At 72.3% G+C, this 17,080-nt stretch carries 14 protein-coding genes; 6 read left to right on the top strand and 8 right to left on the bottom strand.

What is annotated here, in order from left to right:
- Positions 1 to 44 precede the first annotated feature (44 nt).
- The 3 genes from GB864_RS01210 to GB864_RS01200 all read right to left on the bottom strand — a co-directional run bounded on the left by GB864_RS01210 (position 45) and on the right by GB864_RS01200 (position 5,167).
- A complete protein-coding gene (locus GB864_RS01210; protein ID WP_160422462.1) occupies positions 45 to 764 on the bottom strand; it encodes an efflux RND transporter periplasmic adaptor subunit in 720 nt (239 codons plus the stop codon).
- A complete protein-coding gene (locus tag GB864_RS01205; RefSeq protein WP_160422461.1) occupies positions 761 to 2,797 on the bottom strand; it encodes a glycosyltransferase family 2 protein in 2,037 nt (678 codons plus the stop codon). Before GB864_RS01205 ends, GB864_RS01210 begins: the two co-directional genes overlap by 4 nt.
- A 207-nt stretch (positions 2,798 to 3,004) precedes the next feature.
- Positions 3,005 to 5,167: a prolyl oligopeptidase family serine peptidase gene (locus tag GB864_RS01200; protein ID WP_160422460.1), complete on the bottom strand. Its 2,163-nt coding sequence runs from the start codon at positions 5,165 to 5,167 to the stop codon at positions 3,005 to 3,007.
- Between the two features lie 92 nt (positions 5,168 to 5,259).
- Between GB864_RS01200 and GB864_RS01195 the strand changes: the two genes are divergently transcribed.
- The 4 genes from GB864_RS01195 to efeB all read left to right on the top strand — a co-directional run bounded on the left by GB864_RS01195 (position 5,260) and on the right by efeB (position 9,698).
- A complete protein-coding gene (locus GB864_RS01195; RefSeq protein ID WP_160422459.1) occupies positions 5,260 to 6,072 on the top strand; it encodes an MBL fold metallo-hydrolase in 813 nt (270 codons plus the stop codon).
- A gap of 169 nt (positions 6,073 to 6,241) precedes the next feature.
- Positions 6,242 to 7,108 carry an iron uptake transporter permease EfeU gene (efeU, locus tag GB864_RS01190; protein WP_160422458.1) on the top strand — a complete coding sequence of 289 codons (867 nt, stop codon included), beginning with the start codon at positions 6,242 to 6,244 and terminating at the stop codon, positions 7,106 to 7,108.
- Complete coding sequence (gene efeO, locus GB864_RS01185) at positions 7,105 to 8,307, top strand: iron uptake system protein EfeO (RefSeq protein ID WP_160422457.1); 1,203 nt, start codon at positions 7,105 to 7,107, stop codon at positions 8,305 to 8,307. Before efeU ends, efeO begins: the two co-directional genes overlap by 4 nt.
- A 62-nt stretch (positions 8,308 to 8,369) precedes the next feature.
- Positions 8,370 to 9,698, top strand: a complete 1,329-nt coding sequence (gene efeB, locus GB864_RS01180) for an iron uptake transporter deferrochelatase/peroxidase subunit (RefSeq protein ID WP_160422456.1) — start codon at positions 8,370 to 8,372, stop codon at positions 9,696 to 9,698.
- A 19-nt stretch (positions 9,699 to 9,717) separates the two neighbouring features.
- Here the strand turns inward: efeB and GB864_RS01175 are convergent, their stop codons facing one another.
- Entirely contained in the window at positions 9,718 to 10,233 is a 516-nt protein-coding gene (locus GB864_RS01175; protein ID WP_160422455.1) for a LysM peptidoglycan-binding domain-containing protein, read from the bottom strand.
- 150 nt (positions 10,234 to 10,383) lie between these two features.
- On the bottom strand, positions 10,384 to 12,156 hold the full coding sequence (locus GB864_RS18860) for a hypothetical protein (protein WP_160422454.1): 1,773 nt from the start codon (positions 12,154 to 12,156) through the stop codon (positions 10,384 to 10,386).
- Positions 12,157 to 12,348: 192 nt separating this feature from the next.
- Here GB864_RS18860 and GB864_RS01165 point away from each other — a divergent pair, with 192 nt between their 5' ends.
- On the top strand, positions 12,349 to 13,296 hold the full coding sequence (locus GB864_RS01165; protein ID WP_236778806.1) for a DUF389 domain-containing protein: 948 nt from the start codon (positions 12,349 to 12,351) through the stop codon (positions 13,294 to 13,296).
- Between the two features lie 16 nt (positions 13,297 to 13,312).
- Here GB864_RS01165 and GB864_RS01160 read toward each other — a convergent pair whose 3' ends face one another.
- Complete coding sequence (locus GB864_RS01160) at positions 13,313 to 14,353, bottom strand: DUF2804 domain-containing protein (RefSeq protein ID WP_160422452.1); 1,041 nt, start codon at positions 14,351 to 14,353, stop codon at positions 13,313 to 13,315.
- 151 nt (positions 14,354 to 14,504) lie between these two features.
- On the opposite strand from GB864_RS01160, the gene GB864_RS01155 reads away from it, so the two are divergent.
- Positions 14,505 to 15,380 (top strand): alpha/beta hydrolase, encoded by an 876-nt coding sequence (locus GB864_RS01155; RefSeq protein ID WP_160422451.1) that lies wholly within the window; start codon positions 14,505 to 14,507, stop codon positions 15,378 to 15,380.
- Positions 15,381 to 15,403: 23 nt separating this feature from the next.
- On the opposite strand, the gene GB864_RS01150 is transcribed toward GB864_RS01155, so the two are convergent.
- Together GB864_RS01150 and nucS are read right to left on the bottom strand one after the other, a co-directional pair.
- Positions 15,404 to 16,135, bottom strand: a complete 732-nt coding sequence (locus GB864_RS01150) for an HAD hydrolase-like protein (RefSeq protein WP_160422450.1) — start codon at positions 16,133 to 16,135, stop codon at positions 15,404 to 15,406.
- A gap of 91 nt (positions 16,136 to 16,226) precedes the next feature.
- Positions 16,227 to 16,922: an endonuclease NucS gene (gene nucS / locus GB864_RS01145; RefSeq protein WP_160422449.1), complete on the bottom strand. Its 696-nt coding sequence runs from the start codon at positions 16,920 to 16,922 to the stop codon at positions 16,227 to 16,229.
- Between the last annotated feature and the right edge of the window lie 158 nt (positions 16,923 to 17,080).

The following is a 17,080-nucleotide window of genomic DNA, read 5'->3' as shown; positions in this document are numbered from 1 at the left end:
CGCCGCCGCGACGATCGCGCCCAGGATCCGCCGGATGCGGGAGGTCAGAATCCCACCTGGGTCAGCAGGTCGGCGATGGCGTCCTGCGCTCCGGCGAGGAAGCCGTCGTCGCGGAGCTGCACGGTCGCGCGCATCGGCGTGCCGGGCACGAGCAGCCCCGAGTCGTCGCCGCGCGCGACCTCGGGGCTCGCGACCGTGAGTGTGGCCTTCGCCTCGCCGGCGATCGTCTCGACGTCGATGGCCTCGACCGTGCCGTCGAGCGTGCGCCGGTCCGGCAGTTCGAGCGAGACCGTCGAACCCTCGCCGAGGCGGCCGTAGTCGCGGGCGGTGAGGGTGAACTCGGCGACCACCTCGCCGGTCTCGGCGCGATCGATCGTCGCGAGCACGCCGCCCGCCTGGGCGTAGCCGCCCTGCGGGATCATGATCTCCGACACGGTGCCGTCGACGCCCGCGACGATCGTGGCCGTGCCGTCGGCCGCCGCGGTCGGGTCGTTCACGACCTCCCACGCGAGGTCGCGCTGGAGCTGCTGGCTGCGCACCTCGAAGAGCGGATCGCCCTGCTTGACGGCGTCGCCCTCCTGCACGAGCTGCGTCACGACGAGGCCGCCGTAGTCGGTGCCGACGGGGAACTCCTGCGCGACGATCGTGGCGCTGTCGGAGACCGCCCGCGACTGGCGCTGGGAGAACAGCACGGTGCAGGCCGCGACGAGCAGGATGACGCCCAGGGCGCCGAAGAACAGGCGCAGCCGACCCGCCCAGCTCATGAACCGCCTCCGCTCGGCGCGGCCGCCCGATCGGCGAGCAGGTGCGGCGGCGAGGCGCGCCTCGGCATCGGGCCGATCGGCGAGCGGTGGACGCCCGTGCTCCGGCGGACCGTGATGGTCGGCGCCGGGATCGGCGCCGAGATGGACGCCGGTGCCGGGATCGCGGGCATCGCGAGGTCGGCGGGGCGTGCGACGACGGTGCGCGGCTCCGCGCTCGCCGCGGCGGAGCGCAGGACCGGTGCGGGCTGCAGGTCGGGCCGCTTGAGGCGGCGGGCCTCGCGCAGGCCCGTGAGGGCGAACGCCCCGAGGATGAGGGTGTTGGTCACGTTCCACGCCGTCGCGATGGTCAGCACCCCGTTCTCGACGTCGCGGTTGATCGCGACGACGCTCGTGAGCGCGAGGAACAGCAGGAAGAGCAGCTGGGGCACCATGAAGTCGAACGGGGAGCGCTTGGCCCCGGAACCGCCCGTCACGTGCCAGCCCACCTCCTTGCCCGAGATGACGTTGAGCAGGGCCTTCGTGTAGATCGGGAACGACACGGTCGCGAGCGTCAGGGTCTCCCACCGGAAGGAGCCGAGCGTGAACCAGGCGAGCACGACCTGCATGACGTAGAAGCCGCAGTAGTAGAGCAGCCAGGTGCCCGGCGTGATGGCGAGGTTCATCGGCCGCAGGTCGAAGTAGATCTCGAGCGGCGGCACGATGAGCAGCAGCAGCGGGCAGATGCCGGTGAGGTAGAACGTCGCCGTCACGAGGTACTGGAGCCGCTGGTCGCTCGTGAGACGCCGGCGCGGGCCGAGCGGGTTCGCCGTCAGCAGGATCTCGAAGCCGCCGGTCGCCCAGCGGAGCTGCTGCTTCGAGAACGCCTCGACGGTCTCGGGGGCGTCGCCGATCGCGAGCACCTGCGGGATGAACACCGATCGCCAGCCGCGCTCGTGCAGCCGGAGCGACGTCCAGACGTCCTCGGACTTCGAGTCGGTGCAGATCCCGCCGACCTCGTCGATCGCCCGGCGCCGGAACACGACGTTGGTGCCGACGCAGATCGCCGCGTTGAAGCGGTTCCGGCCCGGCTGGATGAACCGGTAGAACACCGCCTGCATGTAGGCCGCGCCGCGGGCCATGGTGGTGTCGAGGTTGCCGTAGGCCTGCGGCGTCTGCACGAACGCGACGCCGGGATCGATGAAGAACGGCATGGTCTCGACGAGGAACTCGGGATCCGGCACGAAGTCGGCGTCGAAGATCGCGAAGTACTCGCCTTTCGCGATCGAGAGCGCGTGGTTGACGTTGCCGGCCTTCGCGCCGCCGGAGGAGAGCCGGCGCACGTAGTGGGCGCCGAGCTCTTCGGCGAGGTCGCGCACCTCGTCGCTGCGGCCGTCGTCGAGCACCCAGGTGCGGTGCAGTCCGCGCATCGCGACGGCGGCCTCGACGGTCGCGCGGATCTTGACGAGCTCCTCGCCGTAGACGGTGATGAAGACGTCGACGAGCACGGCGCGGCCGTCGAGGCGGATCTCGGCCTCGCGGTCGTCGCGGTCCGGGCGCTGATCGAGCAGCCGCGCCTGGGCGCGGTGGAACGCGAAGTCGCGGGGGTCGTCGCCGCCCGCGAGGATCGTCCACATCGCGGAGAGCGCCTGGGCGACGAGCACCGTCTCGGCGACGATGACGAGCACGTAGGGGATGATGTCGCCGCGATTGCCGGGGTTCAGGAGGAACCCGGCGTAAGCGAGGATGCCGATCGTCGAGACGAGCACGAGCAGCACGAGGAAGGGCGAGCGCCCGGGCTTCGCCCGCTCCACCGGTTCGCCGTCGGGCCCGGTGACGACGCTCCGTCGCGGTTCGGTGCGCTCGAAGTCGGGCAGGGCTGCAGTCGCGGGCCGTCCGCGTCGCCCGCGGCGCGGCGGGGGCGGGGAGAACGGTGCGACGCCGGGCGGTGCGGGCCGCCACGGCGCGATCGTCGTCGTCGGCTCCTCGTCGAGATCGTCGAGGGGCGGGTTCGCCGGCAGGCCGGCGAGGTCGTGCGTCGGTTCGGTCGTGGTCATCTGCGTCGTCCCCTCGAGGCGGTGTGGACGACGCGTCGTAGCGCCGCTCGGAGGTTCGCGTCGACGTCGGCGCACTTCCACTCAAGGCGGCGGAAGTCGACGACGGGTGTCGGGCATGTGAACTGTTGCTGAGAGAGTCTCGGGAAATCTCTCACCTCCGCCTCACCCGACGAGCGGCGTCCGCCTCACCCCGGAACGGCCCGCGACCTACTCCCCGGAGGGGTGCGCGCCCGCCCGGTCGATGATCCACGCGAGCTCGAACGCGCGCTCCCGCCAGGCCGAATAGCGCCCGGAGACGCCGCCGTGGCCCGCGGCCATCTCGACCTTGAAGAGCGGGTCGGCGCCGACGTCGCGCAGCTTCGCGACCCACTTCGCGGGCTCGACGACCAGCACGCGCGTGTCGTGCAGGCTCGAGACCGCGAGGATCGGCGGGTAGCCGTGTGCGCGCACGTTCTCGTACGGCGTGTACGACTTCATGTAGTCGTAGACCTCGCGGTCGTGCAGCGGGTCGCCCCACTCATCCCATTCGATGACCGTGAGCGGCAGGTCGGGGTCGAGGATGCTCGTCAGCGCGTCCACGAACGGCACGCCCGCGAGGATGCCCGCGAACTGCTTCGGCGCGAGGTTCGCGACCGCGCCCATGAGCAGGCCGCCCGCGCTGCCGCCCTCGGCGACGAGCCGGTCGGGCGAGGTCCAGCCCTCGTCGGTCAGGTGGCGCGCGACGTCGACGAAGTCGGTGAAGCTGTGCTTCTTGTGCAGCTTCTTGCCGTGCTCGTACCAGAGCCGGCCGAGCTCGCCGCCGCCGCGGACGTGGGCGATGGCGAACACCATGCCGCGGTCGAGCAGGCTCAGGCGGGCGATCGAGAAGCCGGGGTCGATCGAGTGCTCGTACGAGCCGTAGCCGTAGAGCAGCATCGGCGCCGGCTCGCCGGGCTCGACGAGGTCGTGGCGGTAGACGATCGAGATCGGGATGCGGGTGCCGTCGGCCGCCTCGGCCCACTCGCGGCGCTGCGTGTAGTCGGTCGCGTCGTAGCGGCCGAGCACCGGCTGGCGCTTGCGCACGAGCCGCTCGCCGGAGGCGACGTCGTAGTCGATGACGGTCGACGGGGTGACGAAGCTCGTGAAGACGAGGCGGATGGTCGGCTGGTTCCACTCGGGGTTGCCCGCGAGGCCGACCGCGTAGAGCGGCTCGTCGAACCACAGCTCGTGCGGGACGTCGTCGACCTTCTCGGGCCCGCGGTGGATGTCGGCCGACGCGACCGGCGGCTGCGGGCTCGACGGCACCTTCGCGACCGCGATGCGGGGCAGTCCGTCGCGGCGGTACTCGACCGCGACGAAGTCGCGGAAGGCATCCACGCCCTCGAGCCGGATCGCCGGGTCGTGCGGCACGATGACGCGCCGCGCCCCCTGCGGGTCCTCGGCTGCGACGCTCACGATCTCGAAGTTCGGCGCATCCTGGTTGTGCGTGATGACGAGCCGGTCGTGCCCGCCCGCGACGACGTGCTCGACGTCGTACTCGACGCCGTCGACGCGCGGCCAGACGACCGCGAACTCGCCGGTGGGGTCGGATGCCTCGAGCAGCCGCGTCTCGCTCGTGACGTTGGAGCCGGCCTCGATGACGAGGTACTTGCGGCTGCGCGTGAGGCCGACGCCGAGCCAGAAGCGCTCGTCGGGCTCCTCGAACACGACGACGTCCTCCTCGGCCGCCGTGCCGACCGCGTGCCGGTGGATGCGATCCGGGCGCCAGGCGTCGTCGACGGTCGCGTAGAAGACGAAGTCGCCGGTCGCGTCGAACGTCGCGCCGCCGGCCGTGCCCTCGATCTCGTCGGTGAACGCGCGGTCCGTGCCGTCGATCGCCTTCAGCCGCAGGGTGTACCGCTCGTCGCCCTCCGTGTCGACGCCGTAGAGCAGCACGCCGCCGTCGGCCGAGACGTCGAACGTGCCGAGCGCGAAGAAGCCGCTGCCCGCCGCCTCGGCGTTCTCGTCGAGCAGCACCTGCTCGCCGGGCAGCGCCGAGCCGTCCTCGGGGATCGCGGGGGGCGTCCAATCATCGGGCCCCGCCGCCGGCACACGCGCGTGGATCGGGTACTGCGCCCCCTCGACCGTGCGGCCGTAGTACCACCAGTCGCCCTCGCGCGTCGGCACCGACAGGTCGGTCTCCTTCGTTCGGGCCTTGATCTCGCCGAAGATCTGCTCGCGCAGCACGCTGAGGTGCTCGGTCTTCGCCATCGCGTACGCATTCTCCGAGTGGAGGTGCGCGAGCACCTCCGGATCCTCGGCGTCGCGCAGCCATTCGTAGTCGTCGACGAACACGTCGCCGTGATGCACGCGCTCGGTGGGTCGCTTCTCAGGACGGGGCGGAGTCAGCACGTCCCCACGCTACGCGTCGGCGGCGTCGCCGACATCCCCGGCTTCGTGCGCGGCTGCGGCGGCGGGCGCCCTCCGACGGGCAGGATGTGCGCATGACGCGCCTCACGCGGATCGGCGGACCCACCGTGCTCGTGGAACTCGACGGTCGACGCATCCTCGTCGATCCGACCTTCGACCCGCCGGGGCGCGAGTACGCGTTCGCGCTCGGGACGAGATCCACGAAGCTCCTCGGCCCCGCCCTCGGCATCGACGAGCTCGGCCCGATCGACCTCGTGCTCGTGAGCCACGACCACCACGCCGACAACCTCGACGACGCGGGGCGCGGGATGCTCGGCAGTGCCGGGCACGTCGTCACCACGGCATCCGGGGCGAAGCGGTTGACGAGCGGCGCCGACGCCCTGCCGACGGGCCGGGTCACCGGGCTCCGCGCCTGGGAGTCGGTCGAGCTGCCCGGCGACGAGCAGCGCGGCCTGGAGCCCCTCGAGGTCACCGCGACTCCCTGCCGCCACGGACCGCCGCTGACGCGGCCGATCGTCGGCGACGTCGTGGGGTTCGCGCTCCGGCGCCCCGGCGCGGACGGGTTCGCCGTCTGGGTCACGGGCGACACCGTCTGGTACGGCGGCGTACGGGACGCGGCGGACCGCCTCGACGTCGACGTGGCGATCGTCAACGTCGGGGGCGTGCGCTTCGGCATCACCGGCCCGCTGCACTACACGATGACCGGAAGGCAGGCGGTGTCGCTCGTGCAACGCCTGGAGCCGCGGGTCGCGGCCTTCGCCCACTACGACGGGTGGTCGCACTTCCTCGACGGCCCCGACGGCCTGCGCACGGCCGTCGAGGCGGCGCCGTCCGAGCTGCAGGACCGGGTGCGCTGGCTGCCCGACGGGCGGTCCGTGGAGGTCTGATCGACGCGGGCGTCCGAGGAAGTCCGTTCGACGCGGGCGTCCGTGGGGAATTCCCTTCTCGGGCCGCGGGGGAGTACAGTCGCCGTTGCCGAACTGAGGTTTGCCTTACCGAAGTTCATTGCAAGGCCACGACGGCCGCCGACCCCCACGCCGATCCCTCAGGAGACCAGTGCTCGCCAACGCCCTCATCGGCCTCCGCGAAGGCCTCGAAGCCGCACTCGTCGTCGGCATCCTCGTCGCCTACCTGCGCAAGATCGGGCGCACCGACCTGCTCGGCCGGCTCTGGATCGGCATCGGGTTCGCGATCGCCGTCTCGTTCGGCATCGGCGCCCTGCTCACCTGGGGACCCTACGGGTTGAGCTTCCAGGCGCAGGAGATCCTCGGCGGCGTCCTCTCGATTCTCGCCGTCGTGCTCGTCACCTGGATGATCTTCTGGATGGGCGCCCACGGCGCGACCCTCTCCAAGGAACTGCGAGCGCAGGTCGACGTCGCCGCGGAGCGCTCGGGCTGGGCGATCGTCATCCTCGGCGTCGTCTCCGTCGGCCGCGAGGGCATCGAGACGGCGCTCTTCGTCTGGGCCAACCTCGCCGGTTCGACCGACCCGCTCGCCGGCTTCCTCGGCGCGATCGGCGGCATCCTCGTCGCCGTGCTCATCGCGTGGCTGCTGCAGCGCGGCCTCGTCCGCTTCCCGCTCGGCACCTTCTTCACCTGGACGGGTGCGATCCTCGTCATCGTCGCCGCCGGCGTGCTCGCCTACGGCGTCGGCGACCTCCAGGAGGCGTCCGTGCTGCCTGGCTGGGGCGTCCCCGCCTACAGCCTCGCGACCGTCATCCCGCCGACGAGCCTGCCGGGCGTCATCCTCGGCGGCATCTTCAACTTCACTCCGGAACCGACCTGGCTCCAGGTCATCGCCTGGGTCGGCTACGTCGTCGTCACCCTCACCGTCTACCTCGTCGTCGTGCGTCGCCGCCACCGGCCCGCCGCGAGCGTCCGCAACGCCACCACCGCCCCCCAGAACCAGGAGCGCACCGCATGAGCACCCGTCCCGTCAGCTTCCTCGCCGTCGCCGCCCTCGCGAGTCTCGCGCTCACCGGCTGCGTCGCCAACGACACGGGCGCCGAGGCGCTGACCGTCGACATCGTCGACGACGCGTGCGCGGTCTCGACCGACACGGCCGCGACGGGCGCTGTGACCTTCACGGCGACGAACAACGGCAGCGACGTCAACGAGTTCGAGATCCTCGCCGACGACAAGCTCCGCATCGTGGGCGAGAAGGAGAACATCACCCCCGGCCAGACCGTGAGCCTCGTCGCGAGCCTCGAGCCCGGCACGTACTACACGGCCTGCAAGTTCCAGCAGGTCGGCGCCCCGGTCGGCCTCGCCGAGTTCACCGTCACGGGCGAGGCGAGCGAGGTCTCGGCCGACCGCCAGGCGCTCGAGGACCAGGCCGTCGCCGAATACGTCGCCTACCTCCGTTCGCAGGTCGGCGAGCTCATCCCCGCTGTCCAGGCCCTCGTGGACGCGTACGTCGCCGGCGACGATGAGACGGCACGCACCCTCTTCGCCGACGCGCGCGTCTCCTACGAGCGCATCGAGCCCACCGCCGAGTCGTTCGGCGACCTCGACCCGAAGATCGACTACCGCGAGGTCGACGCCGTCGCCGAGGGCCTGGACTGGACCGGCTTCCACCGCATCGAGAAGGACCTCTGGGCGCCCGAGCCCGGCGACCTCAACTCCGACGGCACCGACGCGCTCGCCGACTGGGCGCCTTCGACGCCCGAGCAGCGGGCCGAGTACGGCGCGCAGCTCGTCGACGACGTGGCGGCGCTGCGCGAGCTCGTCGACGCGGACGACTTCGCCGTCGGCCTCGGCGACATCTCCAACGGCGCGATCGGCCTCCTCGACGAGGTCGCCGCCGGCAAGATCACGGGCGAGGAGGACTGGTGGTCGGGCACCGACCTCACCGATTTCGCCGCCAACGTGCAGGGCGCCGGCGTCGCCTTCGGCGCCGTCCGCGAGCTCGCGGAACAGGATGCCGAGGGCGAGCAGCTCGCAGCCGAGATCGACGCGGCCTTCGACGAGCTCGAGAGCGGCCTCGCGACGTACGGCTCGATCGAAGACGGGTTCGTGAACTACCGCGAGCTGACGGATGCCGACAAGAAGGCGCTCTCGGACCAGGTCAACGCCCTCGCCGAGCCGCTCTCGCAGCTCACCTCGACGGTGCTCGGCGTCTGAGCCGGAATCCGGTCGGGCGAGGTAGCGTACCTCGACCCCGCCCGCTCCAACCGATCGGAACGATGGACGAGACCTCGACCCCGGAGACGCCCGCGCCGCACGACGGCGGTTCGGGCGGACCAGAGCGTCCCGGCATCACCCGGCGCGGCTTGTTCGGCCTCGTCGGCGTCGGCACCGCCGGGCTCGCGGTCGGTGCGGCGGCGGCGGTCGGGACCGCTGCGGCCGTCGACGCGGCGACCGCGGAGGGCGACGGCTCCGGCGGCGTGCACCCGTTCTACGGCGAGCATCAGGGCGGCATCGTCACCCCCGCGCAGGACCGGCTGCACTTCGCCGCCTTCGACGTCTCGAGCACCCTCGACCGGGACGGCCTCGTCGGACTGCTCCAGGATTGGAGCGCCGCGGCGGTCCTGCTGACGCAGGGCCTCGAGATCGGCGAGGGCGGTGCGGTCGGCGGCAGCGACTACGCGCCGCCGTCCGACACGGGCGAGGCGCTCGGCCTCCCGGCGGCCGGGCTCACCCTGACCTTCGGGTTCGGACCGACGCTGTTCACGGATGCCGACGGCGTCGACCGGTTCGGCATCGCCGACCGTCGGCCCGAGGCCCTCGCCGCGCTGCCCCGGTTCCAGGGCGACGCCCTCCAGCCGGCCTGGACCGGCGGCGACCTCGCGATCCAGGCCTGCGCAGACAACCCCCAGGTCGCCGTCCACGCGATCCGCAACCTCAGTCGCATCGCCTTCGGCCGCGCGAGCCTGCGCTGGTCGCAGCTCGGCTTCGGACGCACGTCTTCGACGACGCGCGCGCAGCAGACGCCCCGCAACCTGTTCGGCTTCAAGGACGGCACGGCCAACCTCAAGGCCGAGGACACTGCGCTCGTCGAGGAGCACGTGTGGACGGGCTCGGGCGACGGCCCCGCCTGGATGACCGGAGGCAGCTATCTCGTCACCCGCAAGATCCGCATGATCATCGAGAACTGGGACCGCGTGCAGCTCCAGGAGCAGGAGAGCCTCGTCGGCCGCACCAAGGGCGAGGGCGCCCCGCTCTCGGGCGGCACCGAGTTCACCGAGCCCGACTTCTCCGCGACCGGCGCGACGGGCGAGCCGCTCATGCCGACCGCGTCGCACGTGCGCCTGGCGCATCCGGACCAGAACGGTGGGGCGAGGATGCTGCGACGCGGCTACAACTTCGTCGACGGCAACGACGAGCTCGGTCGTCTCGACGCCGGGCTGTTCTTCATCTCGTACCAGCGCGACCCCGCCGACTTCATCGCGGTGCAGCGCTCGCTCGCGGCCGACGGCCTCAACGAATACCTGCGGCACGTCGGCTCGGCGGTCTTCGCCGTGCCGCCGGGCGCGCGCCCCGGTGGCTACGTCGGGTCGGGGCTGTTCGCCTGATCGGTCGCGGTCGCCGCCCTCAGCACCCGCCGCCGATCCGGCAGTCGAGGTTGATCACCTGGCCGATGTAGATCGCCGTGCCGACGTCGGAGACCTCCGGGTTCATCTTCAGCAGGCGCTGCTGCGCGATGTTGAAGCGCTGGGCGATGTCGAAGAAACTATCGCCCTCGACGACCTTGTAGCTCACGAGCTCGTGCGCGTCGTTCGCGACCGGGAACCCGGATGCTCCCGCGCGGGCGCCGCGATCCTCGGCCGGTCCGCCGTCGGTCGCGGCGGGGTCGTTCGGGTCGATCTCGGCGGGCGGGGCCGGCTCGGGGGAGGTCGCCTCCTCCGTCGGAGCGGGCGGCAGCGCCACCTCGACGGTCGGGACCGGGGGCGTGACGGTGACGGTCGCGAGGATGGTCTCGGGCGGCGGTGCCGTGGGCACGGGGACGAGCGCCGTCGTCGCGACGGCGGTGACCGGGACGGCGATGGTGATCGCGATGAGGCCGGTGAGGGCGGCGACGATCACGGTCTGTCGGGAAGGGCGCGACATAGCGACTCCAGCGGCGCGGGGGTTCGGGACCCGCGTTTTCGTCACATTATCCCCACTGCCGCGGGAGCGGGAGGGCCGTCGTCCTCGGGAAACGGAATGCGGCCCGGGGCATCCGATCGGATGCCCCGGGCCGCTCGCATCGTCGGGGCGTCAGCCCGCGACGGTGAAGGCCGCGTTCCCGGTGGTGGAGACGTTGCCGGCGAGGTCGGACGCGTTGAAGCGGACGACGTAGTCGCCGGCGGGCAGGCTCGCCGTCGCGGTGTGGGTCGCCGCGAGAGCGCCGCCGGCCGCGGTGAAGGTCGACTTGAACAGCTTGCCGTCGCGGTAGATGTTCGCCGTGACACGGTTGAGGCCGCGGTCGTCGGTCGCGTCCACGCGGAGCTGCACGCTCGTGCCCGCGACGGTCACGCCGACCGTCGGGGTCACGAGGCTCGCGACGGGCTTGACCTTGTCGGCGCCGGTGGGCGCCGCCTGCACGACGACGGCCGCGCTCGTGGCGGTGGTCGGGGCGTAGCCCGACGCGGTGCCGGTCACGCGGACCGAGAGGGACGCGCCGAGGTCGGCGGCGACCGCCGTGTACGCGGTCGAGACGGCGCCGGCGATCGGTTCGCCGTTGCGGAGCCACTGGGTCGAGAGTTCGACTCCCTCCGGGCCCCACGTGCCGGGGTTCGCGTTCAGGGTGCTGCCGACGACGGCGCTGCCCGTGATGACGGGCGTTCCCGCCGTGACGTCGCACTCCACCGGGGTCGGGGCGAAGTCGATCATCCACACGGTCTGCCCGGTCGTGCCCCAGCCGTCATCGAACGAGGCGGCGACGCCGTAGCTCGCGCCGTGGTTCGGCGAATAGCCCCAGGGGCGCAGGTCGTAGGACTCGCCGGAGTCGCCGGACTGGCTGAACGCCTTGCCCATCGACCACGAGCCGTGCTCGAAGTCCTGCAGCACGAGGTGGGGCTCGACGCCGCAGCCGGCGTCGGTGACGATCGGTGCCGGGACGTCGACGAGCTGGAAGACGGCGTCGGTGTCGACGTCGAAGTCGAGACCCCCGAGGTCGGCCGGTGCCGTCGTGTCGTCGATGCCGACCGGGTTCTTCCAGACGACCTCGCCCGCGCGGTCGAACACGACCACGCTCATCGCGGGGGTCCAGACCTGGACCTGGCGCAGCGTGACGTCGCCGTCGCCCCACGAGTCGTCGACCGTCGTGGTCGCCGTGCCGGTGCTGCCGCCCGAGCTGAAGACGCTGTGCGCCCGGCCCACCGCGTCGACGAAGTCGAACGAGACCCACTCGACGTCGAGGTCGGTCGCCCACTCGACGGCGAGCGTGTCGCCGACCTCGAGGACGTCGTCGGAGGAGCGGCTCACGTTCAGCAGCGACGGGACCTGCGAGAGGTCCGTGTCGGTGTCGACCGTGAACGCGACCGGGTCGAGCGCCGGGACCGCGGCCGCGAGGCCCTCAGGGTAGGCGTCGACGACGCGACCGTCGGCCTCGACGGTGAGGGAGCCGTACTCCGCGCCGGAGCCCCATGAGTAGGCCGCGCTGTCGAGGGCGACCGGTCCGGCGGCCCAGGTGCCGGGCTCGATCGTGGCGCTGACCGTGCCGGACGTCGCCGGCACGTACGGGCCGGGCACGTACGGCGCGGCGACGTAGTGGCGGTAGCCGAGGGCGTCCACGAGCGTGAGCGAGACGCTGTTGAGGGCGGTCTCGGAGGTCCAGCCGATCCGGACCGTGTCGCCGTCGACGACGACGGCGGAGGTCTCGAGCTCGAGCGAGGCGATGGCGGGCACGGCCGCGGTCGCGGCGGCGGCGACCGCCTCCGCAGGAGCGGTCGGATTGGGAACGGCGTTCGCCGTCGCGGTCGCCGTGACGGCGAGCGCGAGAGCGAGGGCGGCGGCGCTGCAGATCTGCGCCGGGCGTCGGAATTGCACGAGTCTCCTCGGTGTCGGGATCGGTCGGGGAGGCCGCAGCCGTCCCCCGTTGCGCGAAGGAGGCTATCCGCCCGATGACCCCCGAACGGGGTTATCCACAGCGCTGGGCGAATCGGGCCGCGAACGCGGGGCGGCGAGCCCAGCCCGGCGCGGAACCGGCGAGGTCGCCGGAGTGGCAGGATGCCTCCCGTGATGCACGTCCGGATCATCGTCCCGCCGGGCCGTCGCGCCGAGGTCGAGGAGGTCCTCGCCGACGCCGGCGACGCGGTGAGCGACGTCGTCCTGCTGCCCGATGCGGCCGTGCGTCCCGCCGGCGACCTGCTGCTGTGCGACATCGAGCGCGGCGCCCTCGACTCGGTGCTGCACGAGCTGCATGTGCGCGGCATCGACCGGGCGGGCTCGATCACGGTCGACCGGCTGGAGCTGTCGATGTCGGAGCGGGGCAAGCGCTTCCGAGAGGATCGGGCCGCGATCGCCTTCGGCGGGGACGACGACGCGCTCGTCTGGCAGGAGATCACCGCACGCACCGCCGACGAGACGCGGCTCTCGATCACCTATCTCGCGTTCATGGCGATCGCCGTGATGATCGCCTCCGTCGGCGTCGCGATCGACCAGCCCATCCTGCTCGTCGGCGCGATGATCGTCGGCCCGGACTTCGGCCCGATCGCGGGCACGGCGGTCGGCATCGTCCGGCGGCGGCTGCGGCCGGCGATGCGCTCGCTGCTCGCGCTCGGCATCGGATACGCGACGGGCATCCTCTTCGCCTGGGGGCTGACCGAACTGCTGCTCGCGCTGCGCATCTACGACCGGGATGCCCTCGACGCGGCGCATCCGCTCACGGCCTTCGTGTGGGCGCCCGACGAGCTCAGCGCGCTCATCGGATTCCTGGCGGGCATCGCCGGGATGCTCTCGCTCACGTCCGCGAAATCGGGCGCGCTCATCGGCGTGCTCGTCTCCGTCACGACGGTGCCGGCGGCGGGCGCGATCGCGATCGCATTCTCGGGGGTCGGGCTGACGGAGTTCACCGGGTCGGTGCTGCAGCTGCTGATCAACGTCGCGGCGATCCTGCTCGGCGCGAGCCTCACGCTCGGCTGGCAGTTCGCGGCCGAGCGGCGCCGCCGCCGACGCGCGGACGCCTGAATCGGCCCCAGCGGCGCTACCAGCGGTTGCGCACGTACTCGGCCCAGCCGAGGAGGTGGCCGACCGGCACGACCTCGCCGTCGTCGGCGACGACCGTGCCGCGGTAGTGGCCGAAGGCCTGGCGGGTGTCGTTCGCGACGAGGCCGAGGTTCATCGTCGACTCGCGCACGTGGAACGGCGTGAACTCGAGCGCGACGCGCTCGCCGCGGATGCTCCACGGGGCGCTCCAGTCGTCGGCCGAGCAGGTCCACTCGAGCGCCGTCGAGATCTTGTGCATGCGGCCGTCGAGCTGGAGCCCGTTCTCGGTCGACCCGGTGCCGTCGGTCCAGAGGCCGCCGAACTGCAGGCCGATGCGGCGGCCCTGCTCGACGCCGCTCGCCGCGCCCCACTTCCAGTCGATGCGGTACGGCCAGCGCCCGCGGCCGTGGTCGAGCACGGCCCAGCTGCGCCCCGCCGGCAGGGTGTGCACGTCGCCGTCGACGGCGATCGTGCCGCGCGCGGGCCGGGCGACGTCCTTCACCGTGTACTGGAAGCGGTCGGCCGACCACGGCACGACGACGGACAGGGACTCGTGCCGGTCGGGGAGTTCGGCGAGGACGTCGAGGCGCACGCGGTCGGTCTCGGCGACGAGCCGGTGGCCGCCGTCGATCTCCGCGAACTCGGCGCGCAGCCCCTTGACGCTCGCCTTCGCCGGACCCGCGCCGAACGACGCGGGCAGCTCGACGCCCCGGCCGAGGGGTGCGACGACCGTGCGGTCGAGTTCGAGCTTGGACGCCCGGTCGTACAGGTACACCGAGCAGAGGGCCGCGTAGTCGAGGTGGGAGACGGTGACCGCGACGATGTGGGTGGGGGTCGTGACCGCCCAGTACTCCCAGCGCTTGTTGCGCATCCGCCCGCGCCGACCGCGGCCGATGCCCGAGGTGTCGTGGAGGGGCGCGCGGGACCAGCCGACGGCGTCGGGATTCAGCCGGCCGTCGTCGCCGAGGAGCGCGACGGGCGCGGTCAGCTCGCGCTCGGAAGCGGGCCTTGGCGGCTCGGGCGGCACCGACGACGGCATGGAGGCTCCTCCCAGGAAGCCCTCAGCCTAGCGAGCGGGCTGCGGTTGCGACAGACCCTGTCCGGGGGTGGGCCTTTCGGCCCGCGTCGGATGGGCCTACCGTTGCCGCCGAGCGCGGGGCACCGGTCCCGCCGGCATTCGGGGGGATGCGATGGCCGAGGAGGAACGGACCGCGACGCTCGCGGAGTGGGAGGCGGCCGAGGTCGCGGCGGCGAACGCGGCGGGCGGCGTGCCCGTGGTCTTCATCCACGGACTGTGGCTGCTCTCGGAGAGCTGGCGCGCCTGGCGGGACCTGTTCGAGGACAGCGGGTACGCGACGCTCGCGCCGGGCTGGCCGGACGATCCGCCGACGGTCGCGGAGGCGCGCGAGCATCCCGAGGTCTTCGCCCGGAAGATGGTGCAGCAGGTCACCGATCACTACCTCGGTGCGATCGCGCTGCTCGATCGCGGCCCCGTCGTCATCGGACACTCGTTCGGCGGGCTCATCGCGCAGAAGATCGCCGGCACGGGCGCGGCCGCGGCGACCGTGTCGATCGACAACGCACCGTTCAAGGGTGTGCTGCCGCTGCCGGCATCCACGTTGAAGTCGTCGTCGCCCGTGCTCGGCAACCCGGCGAACGCCCGTCGGGGCGTGCAGCTCACGCTGGAGCAGTTCAAGTACGGCTGGGCGAATGCGCTGGATGACGCCGAGGCGGAGGAACTCTACGAGCGCTTCCACGTGCCCGCGGCGGGTGCGCCGCTCTTCCAGGCGGCGTTCGCGAACTTCAACCCGTTCGGCGGGGAGACGGAGGTCGATTCCAAGAACCCGGCGCGCGGCCCGCTGCTGCTCATCGGCGGCGCCGCCGACCACACCGTGCCGCCGGCGATCACGAACGCGTCCTACAAGATCCAGTCGAGGAACCCCGGGATCACCGAGGAGATCCTCATCCCCGATCGCGGGCACTCGCTGACGATCGACCACGGCTGGCGCGAGGTCGCCGACGAGGCGCTCGCGTTCGTGCAGCGCCACGCCCCCGCCGACGGGTGACGGCGGCGGTCGCGACGGGCGGCTCAGTACGCCGCGCGGGGCGGCGGGGCCGCGTGCGGCGTCGAGCGCTCCCCGGGGCGCGTGCCGAGCAGGAGCGAGGCGAGCTGGTCGGCGCTGTGCACGACGGCGATCGCGTCCGCGGCCTCGGCGGGGGAGCCGTAGCCCCACTCGACGAGGATCGTGGGCACGTCGTTCGCGGCGGCGCCGACGATGTCGTAGCCGCGGTCGCCGACCATCACGGTGTTCGACGTGTCGATGCCCGCCGCCTGGAGCCCGCCGAGCGCGTAGGCGACGATGTCGCTCTTCGCGGAGCGGGTCTCGTCGTCGCTCGCGCCCGCGATGACGGTGAAGCGGTCGGCGAGGCCGAGGTGGTCGAGGATGCGCCGGGCCATCGACTCGGGCTTGCTCGTCGCGAGGGCGAGCGGGACGCCGGCGTCGTCGAGCCGCGAGAGCAGGCCCTCGACGCCGGGGAAGACGGGGGCGTGCATCGCCGTCGGCTCGTAGTGCTCGCGGTAGAGCCGCAGGGCCTCCCACGCACGGGCTTCGTCGAGACCGGCGCGCTGGCGCAGGCTGTCGAGCAGCGGCGGGCCGACGTAGGCGCGGAGCGCCTCATCCGAGGGCACCGGCAGACCGAGCGCCTCGAACGTGTGGGCGAGCGATGCCGTGATGCTCGCGGCCGAGTCGACGAGCGTGCCGTCGAGGTCGAACAGCACGGCCGACCAGGTTCGGGTGAGGGGGATGAGCGGCGTTTCCACCCGGACAGCGTAGTGCGCCCCGCCTGAAAGCCGCAGAACGCTCCCGTTTCGACGGGCGCCACCCGTCCGGCGGCTCGCGCGCGAGCCCGGCTCAGAAGAGCGTCGGGACGCCCGAGTCGACGCCCTTCATGGCGTCGTAGTCGAGCACGACGCAGCGGATGCCGCGGTCCTCGGCGAGGGTGCGGGCCTGCGGCTTGATCTCCTGGGCGGCGAAGACGCCCGTCACGGGGGCGAGCAGCGGGTCGCGGTTCATGAGCTCGAGGTAGCGCGTGAGCTGTTCGACGCCGTCGATGTCGCCGCGGCGCTTGAGTTCGACGGCGACCGAGGCGCCCGAGGCATCCGTCGCGAGGATGTCGACCGGGCCGATCGCCGTCATGTACTCGCGGCGCACCAGACGGTGCCCCTCGCCGAGGAGCTCGATCTGCTCGGCGAGCAGCTTCTGCAGGTGGGCCTCGACGCCGTCCTTCTGGAGGCCGGGGTCGATGCCGAGCTCGTGGTTCGAGTCGTGCAGCACCTCGAAGATCGACACGATGAGCTTGTCCTCGGTCTTCTTGTGCGTGACCGTCCACACCTGCGCGACGCCCGCCTCGACCTGCTCCTCGCTCGGCGCCGACTCCTCGAGCGTGCAGGGCGGGCTCATCCAGTTGAGCGGCTTGTACGAGCCGCCGTCGCTGTGCACGAGGAGCGAGCCGTCGCCCTTCACCATGAGCAGCCGCGTCGCGAGCGGCAGGTGCGCGCTCAGCCGTCCGGCGTAGTCGACGGAGCAACGGGCGATGACGAGGCGCATCGTCCGAGTCTAATTCGGTCGGCCGTTCGAGGCGCGTCGGTCGAGTAGCGCGGAGTCCTGCGTCGGTCGAGTAGCGCGGAGTCCTGCGTCGGTCGAGTAGCGCGGAGTCCTGCGTCGGTCGAGTAGCGCGGAGTCCTGCGTCGGTCGAGTAGCGCGGA

It is taken from the genome of Agromyces seonyuensis, from assembly GCF_009789225.1.
GTDB lineage: Bacteria > Actinomycetota > Actinomycetes > Actinomycetales > Microbacteriaceae > Agromyces > Agromyces seonyuensis.
Note: the sequence above shows the minus strand (reverse complement) of the source record. Positions and strands in the feature narration are given on the sequence as shown.